Here is a 20,272-nt window from a genome sequence, read left to right as displayed (position 1 = left end):
AATAAATTAATTATTAAGCGAATTGACTTCGCAAATGTTTTGCTTCAAATCATAAATGATTGAAGACCCTACACATTTGATTCGTCGAAACTTTGTTCAGTTTTCAAAGGTCTACCTTGTTGGCTAACTAAGCAGCCAATCAACATTTATATTTTATCATAACGTTGATTGGTTTGTCAAGAAGAAATTTTAATTAATTCAGAATTTCTTTTGATCGATAACTCAATCAGCAACTTTATTATAATATCATGTCGTCAACTTGATGTCAACAATAATTTTTAATTAATTACCATCAGCACCGTTACATCAGCCATCACAATTCATCGCTCATGAACGTTCATTCATCTCTATCACTGATGAACAAAATTGTTCAATGATACGAAAGTTAAAATTGGTCTAGTTGAAACTCTGTGGTGACAACAGATATAAATTATACATACCTCCTCCCCTTCATGCAAGAGTAAATTTTAAAAAACTAAAATTATTTTTCACCATGCTGCTGGCGAAGAAAGGTAGTTAAGTCTAACTGACCGGCAACCTGCTGGAAACTTTCCGTGTTCCAACCACCATTACCGCTAATCACCAACTGCTTACCTGTTAGCTTAGCAGTCAGTGGATTGACAACATCCTTATCGCGCAAATCAATTTGATACTGGTCGCCATCCTTTTTCCACGTCAGCTGATCATCAGTATCGGGATTATGCTTATCCGCATATACATACCGCCCAGTTCCGTCTTCATTCAAGACAATTGCGGCACCATCTTCATCATCACGGTATGCCCCGACGATCGCTTCCACGTCACTCCTCGTTGCCGAAGATTGTTGTGCGGCCTTCTTGCTCGTTTCAACAACTGGGTTTAATTGTTTTTGACTAAACTGCTTAACATTCATCCCCAGGACAACCAATAAGCCGATTAAGACGACTAAAAAGATAATCAAGCTTAGATGACGTTTTTGTTTTACCTTTTCCACGTTTTCCACCTCAGTTTATCAATTAGGTGCGGCTTAACTCCTCTAGTCTAACACAATCTCAGGGCAAGTGAATTAATGGCATAATTTGCTTAGCAATTTCCGTCACTGCTAAGTCATCCGTATTAATCGTTATATCAGCACAGCGATCGTATGCTGCCTGACGTTGTTCTTGCAGCTGACTAATCCCGTCGATTGTCAAATTATCTGCTAGTGGCCGCCCTGTTTGTCTCCGCAAGCGGGCATACGTTACTTCCGGACTTGCCTTAAGTAACACCACTGGTGCTGCAGTCGCTGCTAAAATCTGCTGGTTATCGACGCGCAATGGCGTTCCGCCGCCCGTTGCCAAGATCCCAGGGAAAGCAGCAACCTGGCTGAGCGTTTGGTGTTCGATCTGACGGAACTGCTCCTCACCACCAGTCGCAAAAATTTTGGGGATTGTCTGGCCTGTTCGTCGTTCGATTTCCTGGTCAAGGTCTAACAGCGGCAAGCCTAGTTTCTGGTGCAAGAAGTGGCTTACGGATGTCTTTCCACTAGCCATAAACCCAATTAAAATTAACTTCATTTATCTCACCTCGTCACAATTTCGTAGTCCTTCTTTAATACTGTGGCAGCTCGCTCCCGTTCATCCTCGCGAGCAAAGACAAGCTGCAAAATCCCGTTAATGTCTTCGCGAACTTCTAAGATTTGCAGGTTGACTAGCGAGATTCCAGCCGCGGCAACTACGTGGGTCACCCGGGCAATTTCACCCGGGCGGTCAGGGATATTAAGGAAGAGGTCGTAAAATGGCGCTCTCGTTGTCGCGTTCAAACTCTCCCGCCCAGCCTTCGCCCGCGTAAAGAATTGGTGGATGGCCTGCTTATCTCCCGCTGCAATTAGTGCCTTAATCCGCGCTAAGTCATCAATGTAGCTTTGAAGGTGGGCAGTGATTAAGCGTTGGTTGTTCAGCATAATGGCACTCCACATGACGGGATTAGATGCCGCAATTCTCGTGACGGACTTGAATCCCCCGGCCGCTACCCGCATCCCAAGGGGGTCCGCTGCAAACACATCTTCAGTGTTATTAACCAATGCAGCAGCAATTACGTGGGGGAGGTCGCTTATCTGGGTAACGATCAAGTCATGCTTGCTGGCATTGGTAAGTAACCACTTAGCCCCCGTCCCAGCTAACAGGTCTTTTATCGCCGCAACCCCCTTACCGTCTACCAACGGAATTAAAAAGTAGTATGCATTCTCAATCAAGTCCGCTTTTCCGGCGGCAACTCCCGACTTATGCGACCCGGCCATCGGGTGACCACCGATAAAGGTAACTTTGTTGCTTGCAAGCTGCTTTGCTGCCGCCATGATCGTCGCCTTGGTGCTCCCGACGTCGGTGACAATCACGCCCGCTTTTAATTGCTCCTTTGCCAGGGCCGTAATGTCTGTAATTATTTGCGAAACCGGGCTGGCGAGAATAATAAAGTCAGCTTGGTTCACCCCGTGAAAGCCCGTGACGCCCTCATCAATCAACTCATTTGCTAACGCATATTCAATCGCCGCCGAATCAATGTCACTCGCCATGATCTTGTAAGAGGGGTGGACCCTTTTTATTGCCCGGGCGAGTGAGCTACCGATAAGGCCCAGTCCCTTGATAAACACCGTCGTCATTTTGTTTTTCCTCCTAATAAAGATAAATCAGCAAAAAAGCCTGGGTATGAAACATTGATGGCCTGGTCATTCGCTAGTAGCATTTCCTGATGAGCCTTTAATGAAGCAATAACGTCCATCATCCCAATTCGGTGGTCACCATAGCTATCCAACTTCACCGTTTCTTCCGCCCATTCCTGGCGACCTTCAATGATCATTCCATCCGCAAGTTCAGTGACAGTAACCCCAAATTTCCGTAGCTCGGTGACCACCGTCTTAATCCGGTCAGTTTCCTTCACCCGTAATTCCTGTGCCCCCGTGATCTTGCTTTGCCCTCCTGCACACGCTGCCAGCAGGGCAACTAGGGGTAGCTCATCAATCACGGATGGAATATCTGCAGCACCAATCTCAATCGGTGACAACTCACTTGTCATAATTCGAATATTGCCCAATGGTTCACCGGCTGACGGCACTTCTTCAACCACAATCCTAGCGCCCATCTTTTGTAAGACCCGAATAATCCCCGTCCGCGTAGGGTTAAGGTTGACATGCTCCAGGGTGATGTCGGAATGAGGAATAATCGCGCCTGCGACAAGGAAAAACGCGGCGGAAGAAACATCCCCCGGCACTTCTACTGCTTGCCCCCGCAAATGTGGCTGTGGTCTCACAATTATCCTCTGGTGGTCAACCGTCTTAATATCAGCGCCAAACTGTCGCAGCATGATTTCGGTGTGGTCACGCGTCGGTAATTTCTCAATAATCGTCGATGGGCCGTCCGCTTGTAGGGCAGCGAAGATCAGGGCACTCTTTACCTGCGCACTGGCAACCGTCATCTGGTAGTTAGCGTGGTGGAGCTGATGACCAATCACCTTTGCTGGGAGGGTTCCGTGGGGGCTTAACACCACTTCCCCACCGAACATTTGCAAGGGGATGCTGACCCGTTCCATCGGCCGCCGTTGTAGCGATTGGTCACCGATTAGTTCGCTGGTGAAGTTCGTCCCGGCAAGGATCCCCATCATCAACCGGGTGGTCGTTCCTGAATTTCCCATCGCTAACGGGTGGGTCGGCTTTTTCAGCCCTGATATCCCCTTGCCATGTACTAGGACCCGTTCACCATCTTGTTCAATCTGAACGCCGAGCGCCCGAAATGCGTTGATTGTCGATTCGCAATCATCCCCCGTTAAAAAATGACTAATCTCGGTGGGCCCGTCACTCAGTGCGCCAATCATTACTGCCCGGTGAGAAATACTCTTATCACCGGGGACGATGAGGCGGCCGTGGAGCCCCTTCGTTACAGGATGTAGTGTTTTCATATTATCCTCCTATCTGATAAATCGCCCAGAGCATCCGGGTATTAAAGCTTTTAATAATCGTTACATTATCAGCTGGCTTAATGAGTTTCTTACTGGTGATGACGTAACGACCGTCGACCAAGAAGTCGTGGTAGGCATCCACCTTGCTTGAGCTTAGCCGGACAAGTGTATTTTCACCACAATACTGCCTAATTAATTCCACTGTCGCTGGATGGGTATAGGCAATCTCTTCACGCGCGTCTTTTTCGCATAACACCAGTGGGCTTAGTGTTGTCACGATGCCGTCTACTAGTTCTAGCTGTGAAAAATAGCGGTAGTGGAGCTGGCCCCAACCTTCCTGGTCATTATTCTGATAGGCAGCGGGAACAATCATGTAGTCACCCCTAAGCGATGCTAAGTGACCGTAAATTTCCGCAAAGGAGCGGTGCAAAATAATTTCACCGGCATTCTTTTGTTTTGCAAGGTACTCCTTTGCGGCCGCATAACTATCAGTTTGACGTGGGCCAAGGGTGTGTAGTCGCATTTTAAAAAGCAGCCAAGGCTTGCCGGTAGCGGGTAACTTCGTCCTTCAAACGGTCCATGTTAGCTGATTCAAAGGTTGCGGTAATCTTCTTGGCGAGCTCGATTGCGACCACGTTTTCGACTACGATTGATGCGGGGACAATTGCCGTCGTATCAGACCGTTCCACGTTTGCTTTTAACGGTTTCTTAGTGTTGATATCCACTGTTTGCAAGGGCTTGTAAAGGGTCGGGATTGGCTTCATTGCCGCGTTGATGACAATCGGCATTCCGTTAGTCATCCCGCCTTCAAAACCGCCCAGGTGGTTACTCAAACGGGTAAAGCCCTTTTCTGCTTGATAGTCTATCTGATCCATCACCTTGCTCCCCGGGACCTTCGTATCCGCAAAGCCATCGCCAAAGCTAACCCCCTTAATTGCATTCACGCCCATTACGGCCCCGGCTAATTGCGCATCAAACTTGGTATCCCAGCTAATGTAGCTGCCTAGCCCCGCTGGAACATTTTCCACAACCACCCGGATAATGCCGCCAAGACTATCCCCGGCCTTTTTCGTCTGGTCGATCAAGTCATGAATTGCGGTGACGCGTTGCTGGTCAATGATCCGTAAGTCATTGCAAGCAATTGCCTGCTTAATTTCATCAACCGTTGTCGTTACTGGTTCATCAATTGAGATTGCCCCTACACGTTGAACGTAGCCGACCAGCTTGATATCCAACGCGGCCAACAGTTGCTCACAAATATTACCAATCGCGACCCGCATCGCCGTTTCCCGGGCCGATGACCGTTCTAAGACATTGCGGAGGTCGCGGTGGTGGTACTTCATCCCCCCGACTAAGTCCGCGTGACCGGGGCGGGGATGTTCAACCCGCCGCACCGAGTTTTCCGGGGTGGCGGGGCTTGTGGGGTTCATAATTTCCGCCCAGTGCGCGTGATCGCGATTTTTCACCACTAACGCCAAGGGGGAACCGAGGGTGACACCGTGACGAAGGCCACCAACAATTTCGACCTGGTCATGTTCTATCTGTTGGCGGTTGCCACGACCGTACCCACCCTGGCGCGCCGCCAGAGCAGCATTGATTTGTTCAATATCAAGGTGGAGCCCCGCGGGGATTCCTTCTAAAATCCCGGTAAGTTGTGGGCCGTGGGATTCACCGGCAGTAATGTAGTTCATTTTTCTTCTTCCTTTCTCTGCTGTTCCTGGTATTTTCGGGACTGGTGCATGATTTCCGTAAAGATTGCCTGTAGATAACTTGTCAGTTGCTGGTCACCCACCGACTCCGCGACCCTTGCTAACACTTGGCTTTCTCGCTTACTATCAAGGACTGGTAGCTGATGGCTTCGCTTGTAAGCATTCACCTTCACCACCGCCTTGAAGCGTCTTTCTAATAGCTGGACTAACTGCTGGTCAATCGCGTTGATTTCGTCCCGTGCTGTCGCTAATTGATTGCTCATTGTCGCCGCCTCCTACTGGTGCAATTCCGTCAATATTTCGTGAAGCTGGTGAACTTCCACTTGCCCGGGTGCCGATGACTGGCCGACACTACCAAAGCTAATGCAGGAGCCAAATGTTTCACCACCAACCCGAATAATCTTCCCGAGCCGGCCCATCCCGATTGCAATAATCGACTTGCTCCCTGGCAGGGCCGCATAATGCGCATTTACCGTCAAAATCGTCAACAGGTCATCACGGTTGTGGGGCATGACCGCAAACTTGACAATATCCGCATTTAAGGCGGTCATCTTGCCGAGCCGGGCCAGTAGTTCAGTGGCAGCCGGTGTTTTCGTAAAGTCATGGCTGCTCATGATTACCTTGATCCCATTTTCATGGGCCTTCTCTGTCAGTGCCGTGATTAGCTGCTGGTCGCGGGCCACCTCAAGGTCGATGATATCAGCCGCACAAGCTTCAATTACCCGCTGGTACACTTCTTGGTAGCTTTCGCTGCTAATCGGTTGCTGACCACCCTCGGCACTCGTCCGCAGGGTAATTAGTAACGGCCTGTTTGCAATGATCCTTTTAATTGCGAGGCCAAGTTCAGCAACCGCGGTGGGGCTTGTTAGCTGGTCAAAGAAGTCAACCCGCCATTCTAGCAGGTCAACCGGGCTGGCACATACTTGGCGGACAGCAGCCAAGATTTCTTCCTTATTTGTCCCAACTACTGGCGCAGCAATCTTCGGCATCCCCGTGCCAATCGTTAAACCATTTACTTTAACTTCTGCCATTAGCGCTCCTCCTCATCAGCAAAGAGTAACTGGCGGATGTATTCCACCGGCATCTCCTTGCCAGTCCATAATTTGAATGCTTCGGCCCCCTGCTCAAGCATCATCCCCAGGCCGTTTAAAACATGCTTCACGTTCGCCGCTTTAGCCACCTTCATTAACTTGGTTGTCCGTGGCGCGTAGACCGTGTCGAACACAATCATGTCCTGATGGAACCATGAGGGGTCTTCAACCAGGGTTTTATCCTCCAGCGGCTTCATCCCCACCCCCGTTGCATCACAGTAAATATCAGCTGTCGCTAGCTCCTGTTTAAAGTCAGCCTGGTCCTCTAAGCGATGCAGGCTCGCGTGACCGTTCGTCTGTTCATTAATAATTGCGACGTTTTTCTTTGCCTGCTCCCAGTGACTATCCTGGTTGTTAAAGATTGCAATCTCTGCAACGCCGTCTAACGCGGCCTGGATCGCAATTGGTGTCCCGGCCCCACCGGCACCGGTCAGCACCATCTTCTTTCCCCGGATATCCAAGCCCTCATCCTCAAGTGCTTTCATAAAGCCGGTCCCATCGGTTGTGTAGCCGGTAAGTACCCCGTGGTCATTTACAACCGTATTTACCGCCCCCGCTAACTTTGCTGCTGGTGAAAGCTGGTCGAGTAATGGTAGGATCTTTTGCTTGTTCGGCATTGAAATATTGGCCCCCCGCATATCTAATGTCCGGATTGCTTCAACCCCGGCTGCCAGGCGGTCGCAATCAATTTCAAATGCCAGGTAAGCAAAGTTTAAGCCCAGTTTGGCAAAGGCATTATTATGCATTGTTGGTGACATTGAATGCCGGATCGGGTGCGCCATCAAACCAATTAAAATCGTGTGTCCATCAATTCGTTCCATCTTAATCTTCTCCTTTTGTCTGTTGTAAAACTGCTAAAGCAACCATCAAGATAATTCCGCTAACGCCGACCACTAGGTTCATTGAAAATGCTAACTGAATACTAATCGCGGATAAGAACCCGGTAATCAGTGGGACGGTAAATGAAGCAATGCTTCCGAAAAAGTAGAATGCCCCGGTAACCATTCCCCGGTGTTGGGGGTACAAGTTCATAAAGACCGTCAACCCCGTCTGCATTACCCCGCTCGCGGCGCTAAAGCCGAAGATGAGGCTAGCGATATTAGCAACAAGCAGGTTTTGTCCAGCGAAGACGATTGCAGCAAGTGCCGCGACCGCAATAACATTTAGGCTTACCAGTAATTTCATTTCACTAACTGCGCGTTTTAACATGATAAAGAGGGTCACCACCCCGACTAGCGAGCCAATGCTGTATAAAGACATCAAGGTATGGGCTGCCACATTGCCGTAGTGCAAACTCTGCTGGGCAAATAACGTGATCCACTGGGTGAACCAGATCATCAATGCCATCGAGCTGTAACCGTATAATAGGAGGATTGCTGTTTGGATACCCCGTCTTAGCGAGTAGTGCCCCGTGTCATCAGCAACGGTTTTGCCCTGGTTAACCCGCTGACTAAGCTGGGGGAATTTAACGGTCGTCATGTTGACTAAGTTGACGACAATCAGCCCGGCCATCGCAATGAATGACCAACCAAACCACCAGTTCCGCGCGGCAAGGACCGCAACGATTAACGGTAAGATAAACTCACCAATCGAGACAAATCCCTTGATCAAGACTGTGTCGTAACCCTTACCATCGTTCATCTCAACCAGGGTGGTGTAGGTCCCCGCATCCAGGGCAGAATTAGCAATCCCGGCAAGAATCGCCAGGCAGTAGGCAACCGGCACACTGCGGGTCATCACCATCCCAAGCGCAAAGATAAGGTAAGCAACCATCCCGATGTAAACGAATAATTTCCGGCTAAAAAGGTCGGCAAGGGCACCGGTAATCAAGTAAGCCAGCAGGCGGCCAATCCCGATCCCTGAGATAACAAAGGAAACCGTCTTGATTGGCACCTGCCAGCCGCCAGCAAGGTCAACCATGTTTTGCGCAAGGATAATGATTCCGAAGCCATGGATCAGGTAATTAAGGTAGAGGCTTAACGACAAGTGTTTTTTATTAACGTTGTTTTCTGTTACTGCTAGTTCCATCTTTTTTCTCCTTAAAATCTAATAAAAAAGCGCCAACTAAACTGAGACATTTCTCAACCTAGTTGGCGTTTTCTAAAATTCTTGAGGAGGTTTTAGAAAGTATAGAACAAATAAACGCTTTGCTAGATTGATGCACCTAGCAAAGTCAACATTAAACAAACCTTGCTCCTGGTGCGAACGCCCCCGTCCGCACGCAGTCGCACGGACGCTAAATAAAGTAAGCAAAGTTATAATAGAAGTTCTTAACGTTATTTAATGTTGATAATGTCATTGTTTCTTCTTCCTTTCAATACTTGTTGCAATTATTAAAACATTCTCATTTTAAGTTGTCAAGTTTTAATTTAGATTTAAAAATAAAAAGTAGCCTTCCCGTTAGCGGTCAAGCTACTCTTTTAGTGGACACCAAAAAAGATATCCTCAATAATTTCTAATTAACCTGCTGCTGAATATCCGTCAGTTCGCTGCTAAATTATTTGCCGTCGGCGATCTTTTGTCCCTTGTTGACATAGTGCAAGGTACCAATCGGCCCCTGGACATGAAGCTTGCCGTTCTTGTAAACGAGCTTTGTCACTGCGGCGTTTTGCATTGGCTTCCCTTCGTACTTGTCACTAATTGTCGAAAGATATTCGTTGATTGACATTCCGGAACTAACAACCAGAACATTCCCGCCACCTTGCTTTTGGGTGGTCTTGGCGATGTGAAGCAATTCTGAATTCATCCGGTTTTGCACTTGCTTTGAACTTTCTGCCCGGTCGCTCTTGGCTAACTTAGTATTTTCAGAGTTTTGCTTATCAAGAGTGTGGTAGGCATCCTGGAGACGGTTCCAGTAGTCCTTCCCAGTCTGTTCCTGGAATTGCTTACCATCAGAATAGCCGTATACATTAGCAATCTTTTGGTTGTCAGCTTCAATGCTGTCCCCTTCAAAACTACCGTAGCCACCTTCGCGGAGCTTCGGCGTCGTCGTGATCTTGGTATCCTTATTGCCAGAGTACTTAAGCGCATGTTCTGCAGTGACTTCTTGACGAGTTAAGTTACCAGTGTATGCGTGTTTGAACTTAATCCCCTTTAAGCCGTAGCCCAGGTCATTAGCAACCTTAATCCCGTTCTTCGTCAGTGGGAAGTCGCTGGAACCCTGAACCCGTTGCATCACATTACCAGTCGTCTCCCCATGGCGAGTGAGGTAAATGGTAACTTGGTCTTTATCAGCAGCAGAGGCGGTCGCTGGAACAACAGCGGTCGCGGTACTACCAACTAAAAGGCCGGAAAAAACTGCACACATTACTGTAAATTTTTTAATCTTCATCAATTATTCCTCAATTTCTTTCAAAACCTATTCAGCAGCATTTTTATTATACACAGGCAAGAAAGCGTGTTCAATAGTTATTTGTGATCGCTTTCATTAACATTAATGGGAAGTAACTAAAAAAGCCGGGGATACCCCAGCTTTTCCCATTATCCAATTAATAGTCAAACTTTAATTTGTTACTCCGGTCTTGAAAATTGCGATTCCGTGGACATCGTATTTTTCATTATTCGTCTTCTTACCGCTTGCCACATCAATGATGTACTGGATAAACTTGGCAGCCAAGTCATTCATTGATTCGTTCATCAATTGGCCTGCATCAAAGTCAATCCAGCGTGGCTTGAGGTTAGCGATGTATGAATTCGATGATACCTTCACCGTTGGAACATAGGTGGCAAATGGTGTCCCCCGACCAGTAGTGAAGAGGACCATCTGACAATCCGCCGATGCTTCCGCTGATGATGAAACGAGGTCATTCCCTGGTGCCTGCAATAAGTTCAAGCCCTTCGTCTTAATCTTATCACCGTATTTCAAAACATCATTAACCGCCGATGTTCCTGACTTTTGCGTACACCCAAGGGACTTATCTTCAAGGGTTGAGATCCCCCCGGCCTTGTTACCAGGAGAAGGATTTTCGTAAATTGGTTGGTGGAACCGTTCGAAGTACTCCTTGAAATTGTTAATCAAGTCAACAGTCTTGTCAAAGGTCGCTTCATCCTTCGCCCGCGACATCAGGATTGTTTCTGCCCCAAACATTTCTGGAACTTCTGATAACACCGTTGTCCCGCCCTGGGCAGCAACAAAGTCAGACAGCCGACCGAGCAATGGGTTAGCAGTAACCCCTGATAAACCATCAGAGCCACCACACTTTAGCCCAATCTTCAATTCACTCAATGGTTGCGGCGTCCGTTGGTCATCCTTAACCGCCGCATTGAGTTCCTCAAGCATCGCTAAGCCATCAGTAAGCTCATCATCACTATCAGCAGATGATAAGAACTTAATCCGATCGGTATCAAGCGAACCAGTTGCTCCTGTTAGCATCTCTTTCATCCGGGCTAACTCATCGTCATCCGCACAGCCCAGGCCACAGATCAAAACAGCGCCGGCATTGGGTTGTAATGCCGCGTCAAGGAGGATCTTGCGCGCGTGTTCGTAGTTATCCTGAGACGTCTCAATCCCGTAAGTGTGCTTAAGGGGCACAATGTTGTCAAAATTCCCGTTGTCGGGGTGCAGGGCTTTAAACTGTGTAACCAGTGGGTCAAGCAATTCACTAACTGAGCCCACGACCGGGATAATGTAGAGGTCATTTCTGATCCCGACCTTCCCATTTGGCCGCTTGTAGCCCATAAAGTGACGGTCATCCTTCGCTACTTTGTTGGTAACTTTAATCGAGTCATAGTGGTACTTTAATTCGCCCGAAAGGTTGGTAGCAATATTGTGAATGTGAACATGTTCCCCCCGCTTGATATCTTGGGTGGCGTGACCGATTGGGTAACCGTACTTGATCACATCGGCGCCCTCCTTAATATCTTCTAAGGCGATCTTGTGACCGCGGGTAATATCCTCGGTGGTGGTAACATCGCCGTGGTTCGTTGTCTTTAAGACCGTCCCTTTCGGCAGATCTTGTAATGCCACTGCTACGGAATCATGTTCGTCTAAAATAATGAAATTATTCATTATTCATAACTCCTTTTACTTTGCACTGCGAATCCGCATTAATTCTTCGTGGAACTTCTTGGCATTGGCCGTTACTTGGTCGTAATCGCCGTCAGCACCTGGGCCAACGAGGCTCCCACCAGCACCGACACAGAAGGCCCCAGCCGCAAACCAGTCCTTCATGTTGTCAAGGGATACCCCACCACTTGGCATGATATTAGCTTGTGGGAATGGTCCTTGCAGTTCCGGAATCATCTTTTGGCCGGCAATTGCCCCAGGGAAGATCTTAACGACGTCGGCACCCGCCATTAAAGCCGTTTGTACTTCGGTTGGGGTGAAGCAGCCTGGCATATATGGCACTGCATACAGGTTACATAACTTCGCAACTTCTTCGTTGTAGGATGGACTAACGATAAACTTAGCACCAGCAACCATCGCCATCCGCGCCGTTGCCGGGTCTAAGACCGTTCCGGCACCAACAACTACTTCGGGGTCATCGGCAAATTCCTCGTTTAACCGCTTAATCGTTACATCGGCGTTAGGAGAAGTAAAGGCTAATTCGATGGCCTTTACCCCACCCTTAATGCTGGCCTTTGAAATCTCGTAGGCGTTTTCTTCACTCCGGCCACGGACAACGGCCAAGACACCGGCTTCTTCAACTGCTTTTAATGCTTCATACTTTGGTAACATGTTTCAAACTCTCCTTATGATAAATGCATTTCGTACTGTGATACCTTGCTTGCGTGGGCAGGCAAAATGATATTTCCTGGCTTCTTCATCCAATCTACCGGTTCACCAAGGACATCTGGGAGACCGTTAAATGGTTCCATGCATAAGAACTTGCAGTCTTGATCTTCCTTTGTCCACAGACAAACGTTCTTAAATTCACTGATGTCCATCTCAATGGAACGCGATGTCAACGGTGAATAGAGCTTAACACTCTTAATTCCGGGATTGCTAATAATCCGTAAGCCGGGCTTAAAGACATCGTAGTTAAGGCTCAATTCATTACCTTCACTGCTGGTGAGTAATTCTTCCTTCCCCGTCCGGTATGGGTTAGGTGTCTTGACGATTTCGTAAACGTTAACCGGCCCTTCAATCCCGGTAAACTTAACCCGGTAATTATCAAACTTGGATACCCCGTTAATCGGCACGTTGAATGCCGGGTGTGAACCAAGCGAGTATGGCATTTGCTTGTCAGACTGATTTTCAACAGTAAAGCTTACTGATAGCCCAGTACTTAGGAGGGTAAAGGCAACGGTCAGCTTAAAATCAAACGGGTACAGCTTCTTTGTCGCAGCATTAGCGGTCAGTTCAAAGACAGCCACATTTGCGGCATGGTAAGTCACCGTGAACTCCTGGTCGCCGGCAAAACCATGCTGGGGCATTTCATAAGTCTGCCCATCCAAAACGTACTGGTCCTTATTAGACCGACCAATTGCGGGGAAGAGGACCGGTGCATGCTTGCCCCATTCTTCACCATTCCAGATGTAGTCAAAGTTGGCTTTCTTATTTACCAGGTGGGTTAATTGTGCCCCGTGTTCATCAATTTCAGCACAAAAGTCAGCATTTTCAATTTTTATCATTATAAATAACTTCCTTACTATTCAGTGACCCCAATCTTAAAGATTGCCAAGCCATGTAAACCAGCCTTTTCATTATTAGTCGCCGTGCCGCTAGCAACGGCAATAATGTAGTCAATAAACTCAGCTGCAACTTCCGCAAACGGCTTCGTGAGTACTTTTCCACCATCAAAGTCAATCCACAGCTGCTTCTTCGTCGCCAATTCAGAATTGGTGGCAACCTTGATTGACGGCACAAAGCTAGCATACGGCGTTGCGACCCCGGTGCTGACAACCACCATCTGGCAGTCAGCCGCCGCTTCCGCTGATGAATCAATCAAGTCATTATCTGGCGCTTCCAGCAAGTTCAAACCGGCCTTCGTTACTTTATGCCCATAGCGCAAGGCATCAGTAATCAGGGCATGACCAGCCTTTTGCGTCGCATTAGCCGCTAATTCTTCAGCTGTTGTCACCCCATTAGCCTTATCCTTTGCACCGGGCTTTTTGACCAGCTCTTGATCAAATTCACCGTAGTAGTGTTGCATGTGGTCAAAGACATCGGCAACCTTTTCGGCTGTTTCCCTGTCGTTACTCCGGGCAAGCAAGTTGCCCTGTGCCGCTGCTAATTCAGGAACACCGGTAAGGACCGTGCTCCCGCCATTAGCATTAATCGTATCCGCCAGGTTAGCGAGCAGGCGGTCAGCAGTAACCGGTGCTAGTGCATCAGGCTTGACACTTTGCAAGCCGACTTTTAATTCGCTCAACGGAACTGGTTCACGATGGTCATTGGCAGCTGCTTCGTTTAATTCTTCTAGCATCTGCTGCGCATTGGCAAACTCATCCTTAACTTCTTGGGCAACGAGGAATTTCATTCGGTGAGGATCAATTCCGGCCATCTGGTCAATCGTTTCCTTCATTCCAGCCATCTGGTTGTTTTCACAGCCCAGGCCAAAGACGAAGACTCCCCCTGCGTTCGGGTGCAGTGCCGCATCACACAGGATTTGCCGGGTTTGTTCAAAGTCTTCCCCGAGTTGCGAACAGCCGTATGGGTGCTTCAATAAAACAATATTGTCAAAGGAACCATTATCAGGGTGGGCAGCCTTAAATTGTTGGACCATCACATCCATCAGTGGAGTAATACATCCAACGGTTGGGACGATAAACAGGTCGTTTCTAATTCCGACCTTCCCGCTTTTCCGCCGGTAGCCCATGAACGTCTTTTTACTAATATAATCAGCAAGGTCAAGGTTCATGTTCATGACTGACTGCCGGTCAGAGTTGAGACTACTAGCCAAGTTATCTTCATTGACCAGTTGCCCAGCGCGGACATCAGCGGTTAAGTGCCCAATCACTTGGCCGAGCTTAACGATATTTGCACCAGCAGAAAGGTTTCTTAGCGCAAGCTTGTTACCAGCAGGAACATCGTTAACCAGCTTTAATTGGCTGCCATTAACATCAATTGTATCTTCGGCAGTCAAGTCAGTCGTTGCAACAGCAACATTGTCACTGCCATTTAAGATAACTAGTTTTTCCATGAAACTACTACTCCTCTGCGTTAATTTCTTGGACAATTGCCCGGGTACCCTTCTCGGCAATTTCGTTGTAGTACTTCGTTACTAATTCTTCCAAGCCCGGAATCTTCGTCAAATCTTCACCCCAGAAGGCGTCATTGCTGAGCGCTTCGTGGATGTAATTGTCATCCCCCTGAATCTTCTTAAAGCCGGCTGTAATATCCGCAGTATCATTAATGTCAAATTCGGACTTGCCATTGTAGATCCACAGGTAAGCAGCAAGCGCGAGGGTCATCCGCTTAGGTAACTTGCCAAATTTGTCGTAGTAGCGCTTGTAGTTTGGCAACAACCGGGCAGCATACTTAGAAATACTGTTGAGGGCAAGGGCACTCAGTTGGTGCTTAACGTATGGGTTTTCAAACCGTTCTTGGATCCCCTTCGCATAGCTTTCTAGTTCGTCCTTTGGTAATGGAACCACTGGGATAATTTCCTTGTGCATTTCATCGTCAATGAACTTGTAGAAGTCCTTGTCGTCCATTACTTGACCAACTGTTTCAAGGCCAGCGAGGCGACCAATTGGTGACATCGTCGTGTGCGGGCCATTTAAGATTGATACTTTCCGGTTCCGGTATGGCTGCATATCATCAGTGACAACCAGGTTAATGCCGGCTTCCTTAAGTGGTAAGACCTTTTCAATATCCTTATTTCCTTCAACAACGAAGATTAAGAATGGTTCCGTCTTAACCATGTTTTGGTCCTTGTAACCCCACTCTTTTTCGAGGTCAGTCGCCCGGTCGCGTGGGTAACCGGGAACAATCCGATCAACTAGGGTTGAGTAGAATTCGTTATCGTTGTTAATCCAATCGACAAAGTCTTGACCAAGGTTCCATAAGTCGGCATATTGCAAGATTGCCTTCTTGAGGGCATCCCCATTGTGGTTAATTAGTTCGCAAGGGATAATGTGGAAGCCCTTCTTCCCTAATTCAAACCGGTGGTAAAGTAATGCCGTCAACTTAGCAGGGTATGAACTCTTTTCCCCGTTTTTAATAGCATCAAGTGTATCTTCTGGAACAAATTCAATCCCCGCTTCAGTGGTGTTAGAGAAGATTACTTCGATATTGTCATCTTCTGCTAACTTAATGTACTTGTCATATTCAGTGTAGGGGTTAACTGTCCCGTTGATTGACTCAATAATCTCATGGCTTTGGATCTTCTTACCATCTAGGATTCCTTCAAGCAAAACAGTATAGAGGTCATCTTGCTTATCAAGTTCCTTAACCCGGCCAGTTGGCAATGGCTGGACAATTTGCACGCCACCCTTGAACAGGCCCTGCTTATTCATCTGGTGAATCTGCCAGTCAATGAATGCCCGCAAGAAGTTACCTTCACCAAATTGAATTACCTTATTAGGATATTGTGGCAATTTACGAAAACTATTATTAAGACTTTCCATGTTAGAAACCCTCCAAAACTTGATTAATTAACATCATTTAGTAATCAGGACTTGTAGCCTACCTAATCTGCATCTGTGAGAGGTGATGTGCATCTTATAGCAAAGCCTGCCTCATATTTGACGTGCAGCCACTATTGCCGCCCTTGCGGTAAATGGATACGCTATCAATACAATTACATTATAGAATGTTAACGTGAAACATTCAATGCTTTTCCATAATTTGTTTATAATTGATCAAGTTGGGGCGAAGAAATGGGGCTGTCTCGCAGATAGCAGCCCTCAATTATCTTGCTTTTACTTATTAAATTGGTGGTTAACAGCTTCGTTATTTTTGCTGATAACATTAGCCATTTGTTGGCTTACACTGTGGTTATTCACCGTTGAGGTCGTGTACAAGGAACTTGCGCTAGCAACCCCTGCTAAAGCAACACTCGCTACGATAAAAAATACAAAAGTCTTAATTAAGTTCATTTTAATTCTCTCCTCTCACAGAAAACGTCCCATTAAATGTTAACGTGAACAGTAAATCAACATCTTGTATTCTACTATATTTAGATTAAGATTCAAGAGGTTTTGCTTACTTTTTAGCAGTAAGCGTTTTCTTTTTAAAATAAAAAGATAGCGTTATTGAAACACTACCTTCAGTCACTGTTAATCTACTTATTACGCCAACGCTGCCTTAATAATTGCACAACTTGTTTTGGCCGGCGATCGCGAGTAAATACGCCTTTACGATTCTCAGCACCAACCCGAATCATCCCCGGCTCAGTAACAAAATCTGCAAAGTTCCATAATTGTTCTCCTTGAACATACTCACAAGAATCAAACACCGCAAAGTTAGCCTGATAATAATCAACCTGATACTCTTCCGAATATGGGGCATGGTATAAAGAATGCATTCCGGCGATAGTATCGGCTCCAAATTCCGTAAATAATATTGGTTTCTCTGGAAACTTCTTGTGCCACTTCTCGAGTTCCACTTTTAATTGTTTCTTTGCTAATTCAAGCTTGCCAAAGTCAACATACCACCCATAGTAACGATTTAAGCAAATAACATCTACTAAATCACCAATTAAGTCTTTTTCAGCATCAGCATTCATGATATTAACAACTGTTACCGGCCGTTTTTGCGGATCCATTTGTTTAGCACATCTAATTATATCAGCAAAATATTCATGTGCTCCCGGTTCATGGCTTGCTGGCTCATTAGCTACTGACCACATCACAACACTTGGATGGTCATGGTCCCGCTCAATCATTTCACGTAAAGCAAGCTTATGATTAGCTTGAGGATCTAAATTTTTCCACGTTTTGCCTTCCTTGAAACTGCCGCCTAAAGTAACAGCAAAATTTTCATATAAGCCTACTGCCGGGACTTCATCAATAACAACAAATCCTTTTCGGTCAGCGAGCCGCATCGTCTCTTCCGAGTAGGGATAATGAGAAGTTCGAAACGAGTTAGCACCCATCTTTTCCATGATGTTAAGGTCAAGATTAACCTGCGGGAGGTTTTCTCCTTTTCCGTGAGCTACTGAGTCTTCATGCCAACCGAAGCCCTTGAAATAGAAAGGTTTACCATTAATAAAGAATTGATGTTGCTTAACTTCAATTGTTCGAACACCAAACTCTTGATTATAAGAGTCCACTAATTTATCAGCAACATATATCTTTACCTGCAGACGATAAAGGTAAGCATTTAATGGTTGCCAACGATGAGTGCTATTAATAGTTAACGTGGCTTCTTCATCACCACGAGCCACTACTTTACCCTCTTCATCAAGGATAGTAACTACAACTTGATCATAACCACCAATAATCTTTATATCTGGGTGAACGAAAGTCTTTTCTCCATCTATTTTATAATTAACCGCAACATATTCGAGATATGTTTGCGCAGTGGTATAAAGTTGGACTTTGCGATGAATACCGGCATAGTTATAGAAATCAAAACGATTTTGCTGGCTAAGTTCTCCATTCTCATTTTTTTGCAAAGCAGAGGGAACTGTCGTATTATCAAGCAAATTATTCAGGCGAATCTTTAAGTTATTATCTCCAGCTTTTAGGTACTTATTAACTTCAAATTCAAAGGGAGTAAAGCCACCAATATGCTTTCCAACTTCTTGTCCATTTAAAAAGACTTCAGCATTTTGTGTTACTGATCCAAAACGCAGGACATTTCGCTTCTTTAGTTGATCAACGGGTACACTAAAATTTGTTTCATACCAAAAATAACCAACACGATTCCGTTTCCCCAAGTCTGTTACTTGATCATTATATGAAGCTGGTACAGCCATCCACTCATATCCTCGTAATGGCTTTGCTGGATCAACATGTCCATCCTCAATTTTAAATTTCCATAAACCAGTTAAATCTGCAAGCGTTCTCGTTGCCGTTTGTTCTGGATAAAGCATCATAGTTCCTCCTTTTTGAAAAAACCTACCAGCTGGAGAGTAGATAGCTAGTAGGCTTTAATGTAAGATATTTTATTGATCCTAATTCTTCTTGTTTACCCCCTTTCCAGGTGCATAGTCATCCATCAGGTTTGCTGGTGATGGATTTAGTTTAAAGGCCTCATCCTCACGTGGCGAACTTTCATTTATTTCATCATTAGCTTTATGTAATGTCACAGTCCCGTATGCGGGAACTGTAACATCTTGCCATTTATTTTCAAAACCATTTACCATAACCGAAGCCTTTAATGGCTTGTCCGTTGGATTATAAATATGAGCAGCAATTGAACCATCAGGCCCTAAAAAGGCTACCGAGCCTAGGCCACCGGTATAACCATCTTGGGTATAGTTAGTTGAACCAACAACTACAGAACCTGGCTTAACATCTTGAGTAAAGTTTCTCAGCATGTAATATTCCAGGTTACGTTGGACTTTACCAGTTGTATGATCAATCGTAACAACACCCCGCCGGCCAGTTGAACCTACCATATTTGGCAAGCCACGTTCATCTAAAGCCATATTCCAAAGATAGATCGATGAAAGTCCTTGTCTTACTAACCAATTACCAATTAAACCAAACATAATATGGGAAGCATCTTCAACTGTTTCTTCCAACATGCAACGCCGTTCAGTCATTGCTAGTTGCCATCTTGGATTGAATCGCCGCGCCTTAAAAATATTGGTGTAAGGACCATCATAAGTATGGAAAGCAAAGCCATCAAAAGCATTAGCTTCCTCAGGATTAATCGCATCGCTCAATGACTCATTGAGTACATTTAGACTACCATCCCAGAAATAAAGCTTAGTGTCAGGAAAGTTCTCATCTAGCGCTGGTCGTAAGTACTTATAGCCAAAGTGTGCTAATTCTTTAATATTCCAAATCATCGCTGGCCAAGCAGCCGCGTTCGACGGTTCATTTTGAATCGTAATAGCATAGATTGGAATACCAAGTTTCCTGTATTCTTCAATGTAGCGAATAAAGTATTGCGCATATACACCTTCAAAGCGATCTTTGTCAGCATAACCATTACCAGTAAATTCACCGAACCGGAGATGTCCACCCATCCGCATATTACCTGTATTCTTCATCCAAGCTGGTGCTGACCATGGGGAAGCCATAATCTTAACCGCAGGGTTGATTTGTAATATTTCTTGAACTACTGGAACAATGTACTTTAAATCTTTTGTTGCATTATCTGCACCAGGCTTCCCCTCACCGATAGAGAATTTAGCAAGACTAGAATCATGCTCACCAAATGGCACGTCATCATAACTATAGTATGGCTGGCTTGATGGTTCACAAGCCCCGAGAGGAATCCTGATTGTTGAAAAGTTACCTTCTTTAGGATCGAATAATTCGTGTAGTAAGGCACTCCGTTGCTCTTTACTTTGCTTCCAAATGAGTGACGCAGCAGCATCAGTAATTGCTGCCCCAGCACCAATCCATTCTTGTTCCTTTTGCGAAGGATCAATTACAATCTTGTAACCATCCCCGCCGTGTTCTTTCATTTCAGGAGTTGCTAAGTGCTTTCGTTTGCTACTTAAATCACCCGCAGTAACAGTCCAAAATTCATTTTTAAAAGCTGTCATCATTAGTCCT

Annotated in this window: 19 protein-coding genes; all 19 read right to left on the bottom strand. The window is 46.1% G+C overall.

All coding sequences use genetic code 11. The features are described 5' to 3' along the window. Positions 1–481 precede the first annotated feature (481 nt). Positions 482–973, bottom strand: a complete 492-nt coding sequence (locus tag CZ502_RS02305) for a lipocalin/fatty acid-binding family protein (RefSeq protein WP_076459494.1) — start codon at positions 971–973, stop codon at positions 482–484. 58 nt (positions 974–1,031) lie between these two features. Next, on the bottom strand, positions 1,032–1,535 hold the full coding sequence (locus CZ502_RS02300) for a shikimate kinase (RefSeq protein WP_076459493.1): 504 nt from the start codon (positions 1,533–1,535) through the stop codon (positions 1,032–1,034). Between the two features lie 5 nt (positions 1,536–1,540). Then, complete coding sequence (locus CZ502_RS02295) at positions 1,541–2,617, bottom strand: prephenate dehydrogenase (RefSeq protein WP_076459492.1); 1,077 nt, start codon at positions 2,615–2,617, stop codon at positions 1,541–1,543. Further along, positions 2,614–3,909, bottom strand: a complete 1,296-nt coding sequence (aroA, locus tag CZ502_RS02290) for a 3-phosphoshikimate 1-carboxyvinyltransferase (protein WP_076459491.1) — start codon at positions 3,907–3,909, stop codon at positions 2,614–2,616. Before aroA ends, CZ502_RS02295 begins: the two co-directional genes overlap by 4 nt. A gap of 1 nt (position 3,910) precedes the next feature. Continuing rightward, complete coding sequence (locus tag CZ502_RS02285; protein WP_076459490.1) at positions 3,911–4,432, bottom strand: hypothetical protein; 522 nt, start codon at positions 4,430–4,432, stop codon at positions 3,911–3,913. A 1-nt stretch (position 4,433) separates the two neighbouring features. Then, positions 4,434–5,600: a chorismate synthase gene (gene aroC / locus CZ502_RS02280; RefSeq protein WP_076459489.1), complete on the bottom strand. Its 1,167-nt coding sequence runs from the start codon at positions 5,598–5,600 to the stop codon at positions 4,434–4,436. Further along, positions 5,597–5,881: a chorismate mutase gene (locus CZ502_RS02275; RefSeq protein WP_076459488.1), complete on the bottom strand. Its 285-nt coding sequence runs from the start codon at positions 5,879–5,881 to the stop codon at positions 5,597–5,599. Before CZ502_RS02275 ends, aroC begins: the two co-directional genes overlap by 4 nt. Positions 5,882–5,893: 12 nt before the next feature. After that, complete coding sequence (gene aroD / locus CZ502_RS02270; protein WP_076459487.1) at positions 5,894–6,649, bottom strand: type I 3-dehydroquinate dehydratase; 756 nt, start codon at positions 6,647–6,649, stop codon at positions 5,894–5,896. After that, positions 6,649–7,530 (bottom strand): shikimate dehydrogenase, encoded by an 882-nt coding sequence (locus tag CZ502_RS02265; protein WP_076459486.1) that lies wholly within the window; start codon positions 7,528–7,530, stop codon positions 6,649–6,651. Before CZ502_RS02265 ends, aroD begins: the two co-directional genes overlap by 1 nt. Position 7,531: 1 nt before the next feature. Then, positions 7,532–8,737 (bottom strand): MFS transporter, encoded by a 1,206-nt coding sequence (locus tag CZ502_RS02260; protein WP_076459485.1) that lies wholly within the window; start codon positions 8,735–8,737, stop codon positions 7,532–7,534. A 469-nt stretch (positions 8,738–9,206) separates the two neighbouring features. Further along, positions 9,207–10,040 (bottom strand): histidine phosphatase family protein, encoded by an 834-nt coding sequence (locus CZ502_RS02255; protein ID WP_076459484.1) that lies wholly within the window; start codon positions 10,038–10,040, stop codon positions 9,207–9,209. Between the two features lie 171 nt (positions 10,041–10,211). Further along, positions 10,212–11,717 carry a UxaA family hydrolase gene (locus tag CZ502_RS02250; protein WP_076459483.1) on the bottom strand — a complete coding sequence of 502 codons (1,506 nt, stop codon included), beginning with the start codon at positions 11,715–11,717 and terminating at the stop codon, positions 10,212–10,214. A gap of 15 nt (positions 11,718–11,732) precedes the next feature. Then, positions 11,733–12,386: a bifunctional 2-keto-4-hydroxyglutarate aldolase/2-keto-3-deoxy-6-phosphogluconate aldolase gene (locus CZ502_RS02245; protein WP_076459482.1), complete on the bottom strand. Its 654-nt coding sequence runs from the start codon at positions 12,384–12,386 to the stop codon at positions 11,733–11,735. Positions 12,387–12,400: 14 nt separating this feature from the next. After that, the gene (locus CZ502_RS02240; RefSeq protein ID WP_076459481.1) at positions 12,401–13,282 is read right to left on the bottom strand and encodes an aldose 1-epimerase family protein; all 882 of its coding nucleotides are present in this window, start codon (positions 13,280–13,282) and stop codon (positions 12,401–12,403) included. Between the two features lie 17 nt (positions 13,283–13,299). After that, positions 13,300–14,793 carry an altronate dehydratase gene (locus CZ502_RS02235; RefSeq protein ID WP_076459480.1) on the bottom strand — a complete coding sequence of 498 codons (1,494 nt, stop codon included), beginning with the start codon at positions 14,791–14,793 and terminating at the stop codon, positions 13,300–13,302. A 7-nt stretch (positions 14,794–14,800) separates the two neighbouring features. Further along, positions 14,801–16,222, bottom strand: a complete 1,422-nt coding sequence (locus CZ502_RS02230; protein WP_076459479.1) for a tagaturonate reductase — start codon at positions 16,220–16,222, stop codon at positions 14,801–14,803. 294 nt (positions 16,223–16,516) lie between these two features. Continuing rightward, positions 16,517–16,693, bottom strand: coding sequence for a hypothetical protein (locus CZ502_RS10675; RefSeq protein ID WP_159434548.1), 177 nt, complete (start codon positions 16,691–16,693; stop codon positions 16,517–16,519). A 185-nt stretch (positions 16,694–16,878) separates the two neighbouring features. Further along, entirely contained in the window at positions 16,879–18,636 is a 1,758-nt protein-coding gene (uidA, locus tag CZ502_RS02225; RefSeq protein ID WP_234982438.1) for a beta-glucuronidase, read from the bottom strand. 78 nt (positions 18,637–18,714) lie between these two features. Beyond that, positions 18,715–20,262, bottom strand: a complete 1,548-nt coding sequence (locus CZ502_RS02220) for a glycoside hydrolase family 30 protein (protein ID WP_143457260.1) — start codon at positions 20,260–20,262, stop codon at positions 18,715–18,717. Positions 20,263–20,272 lie beyond the last annotated feature (10 nt).

The organism is Limosilactobacillus caccae (genome assembly GCF_900156885.1).
In the GTDB taxonomy this organism is placed as follows: Bacteria; Bacillota; Bacilli; order Lactobacillales; family Lactobacillaceae; genus Limosilactobacillus; species Limosilactobacillus caccae.
This window is presented reverse-complemented; position numbering and strand designations above follow the sequence as displayed.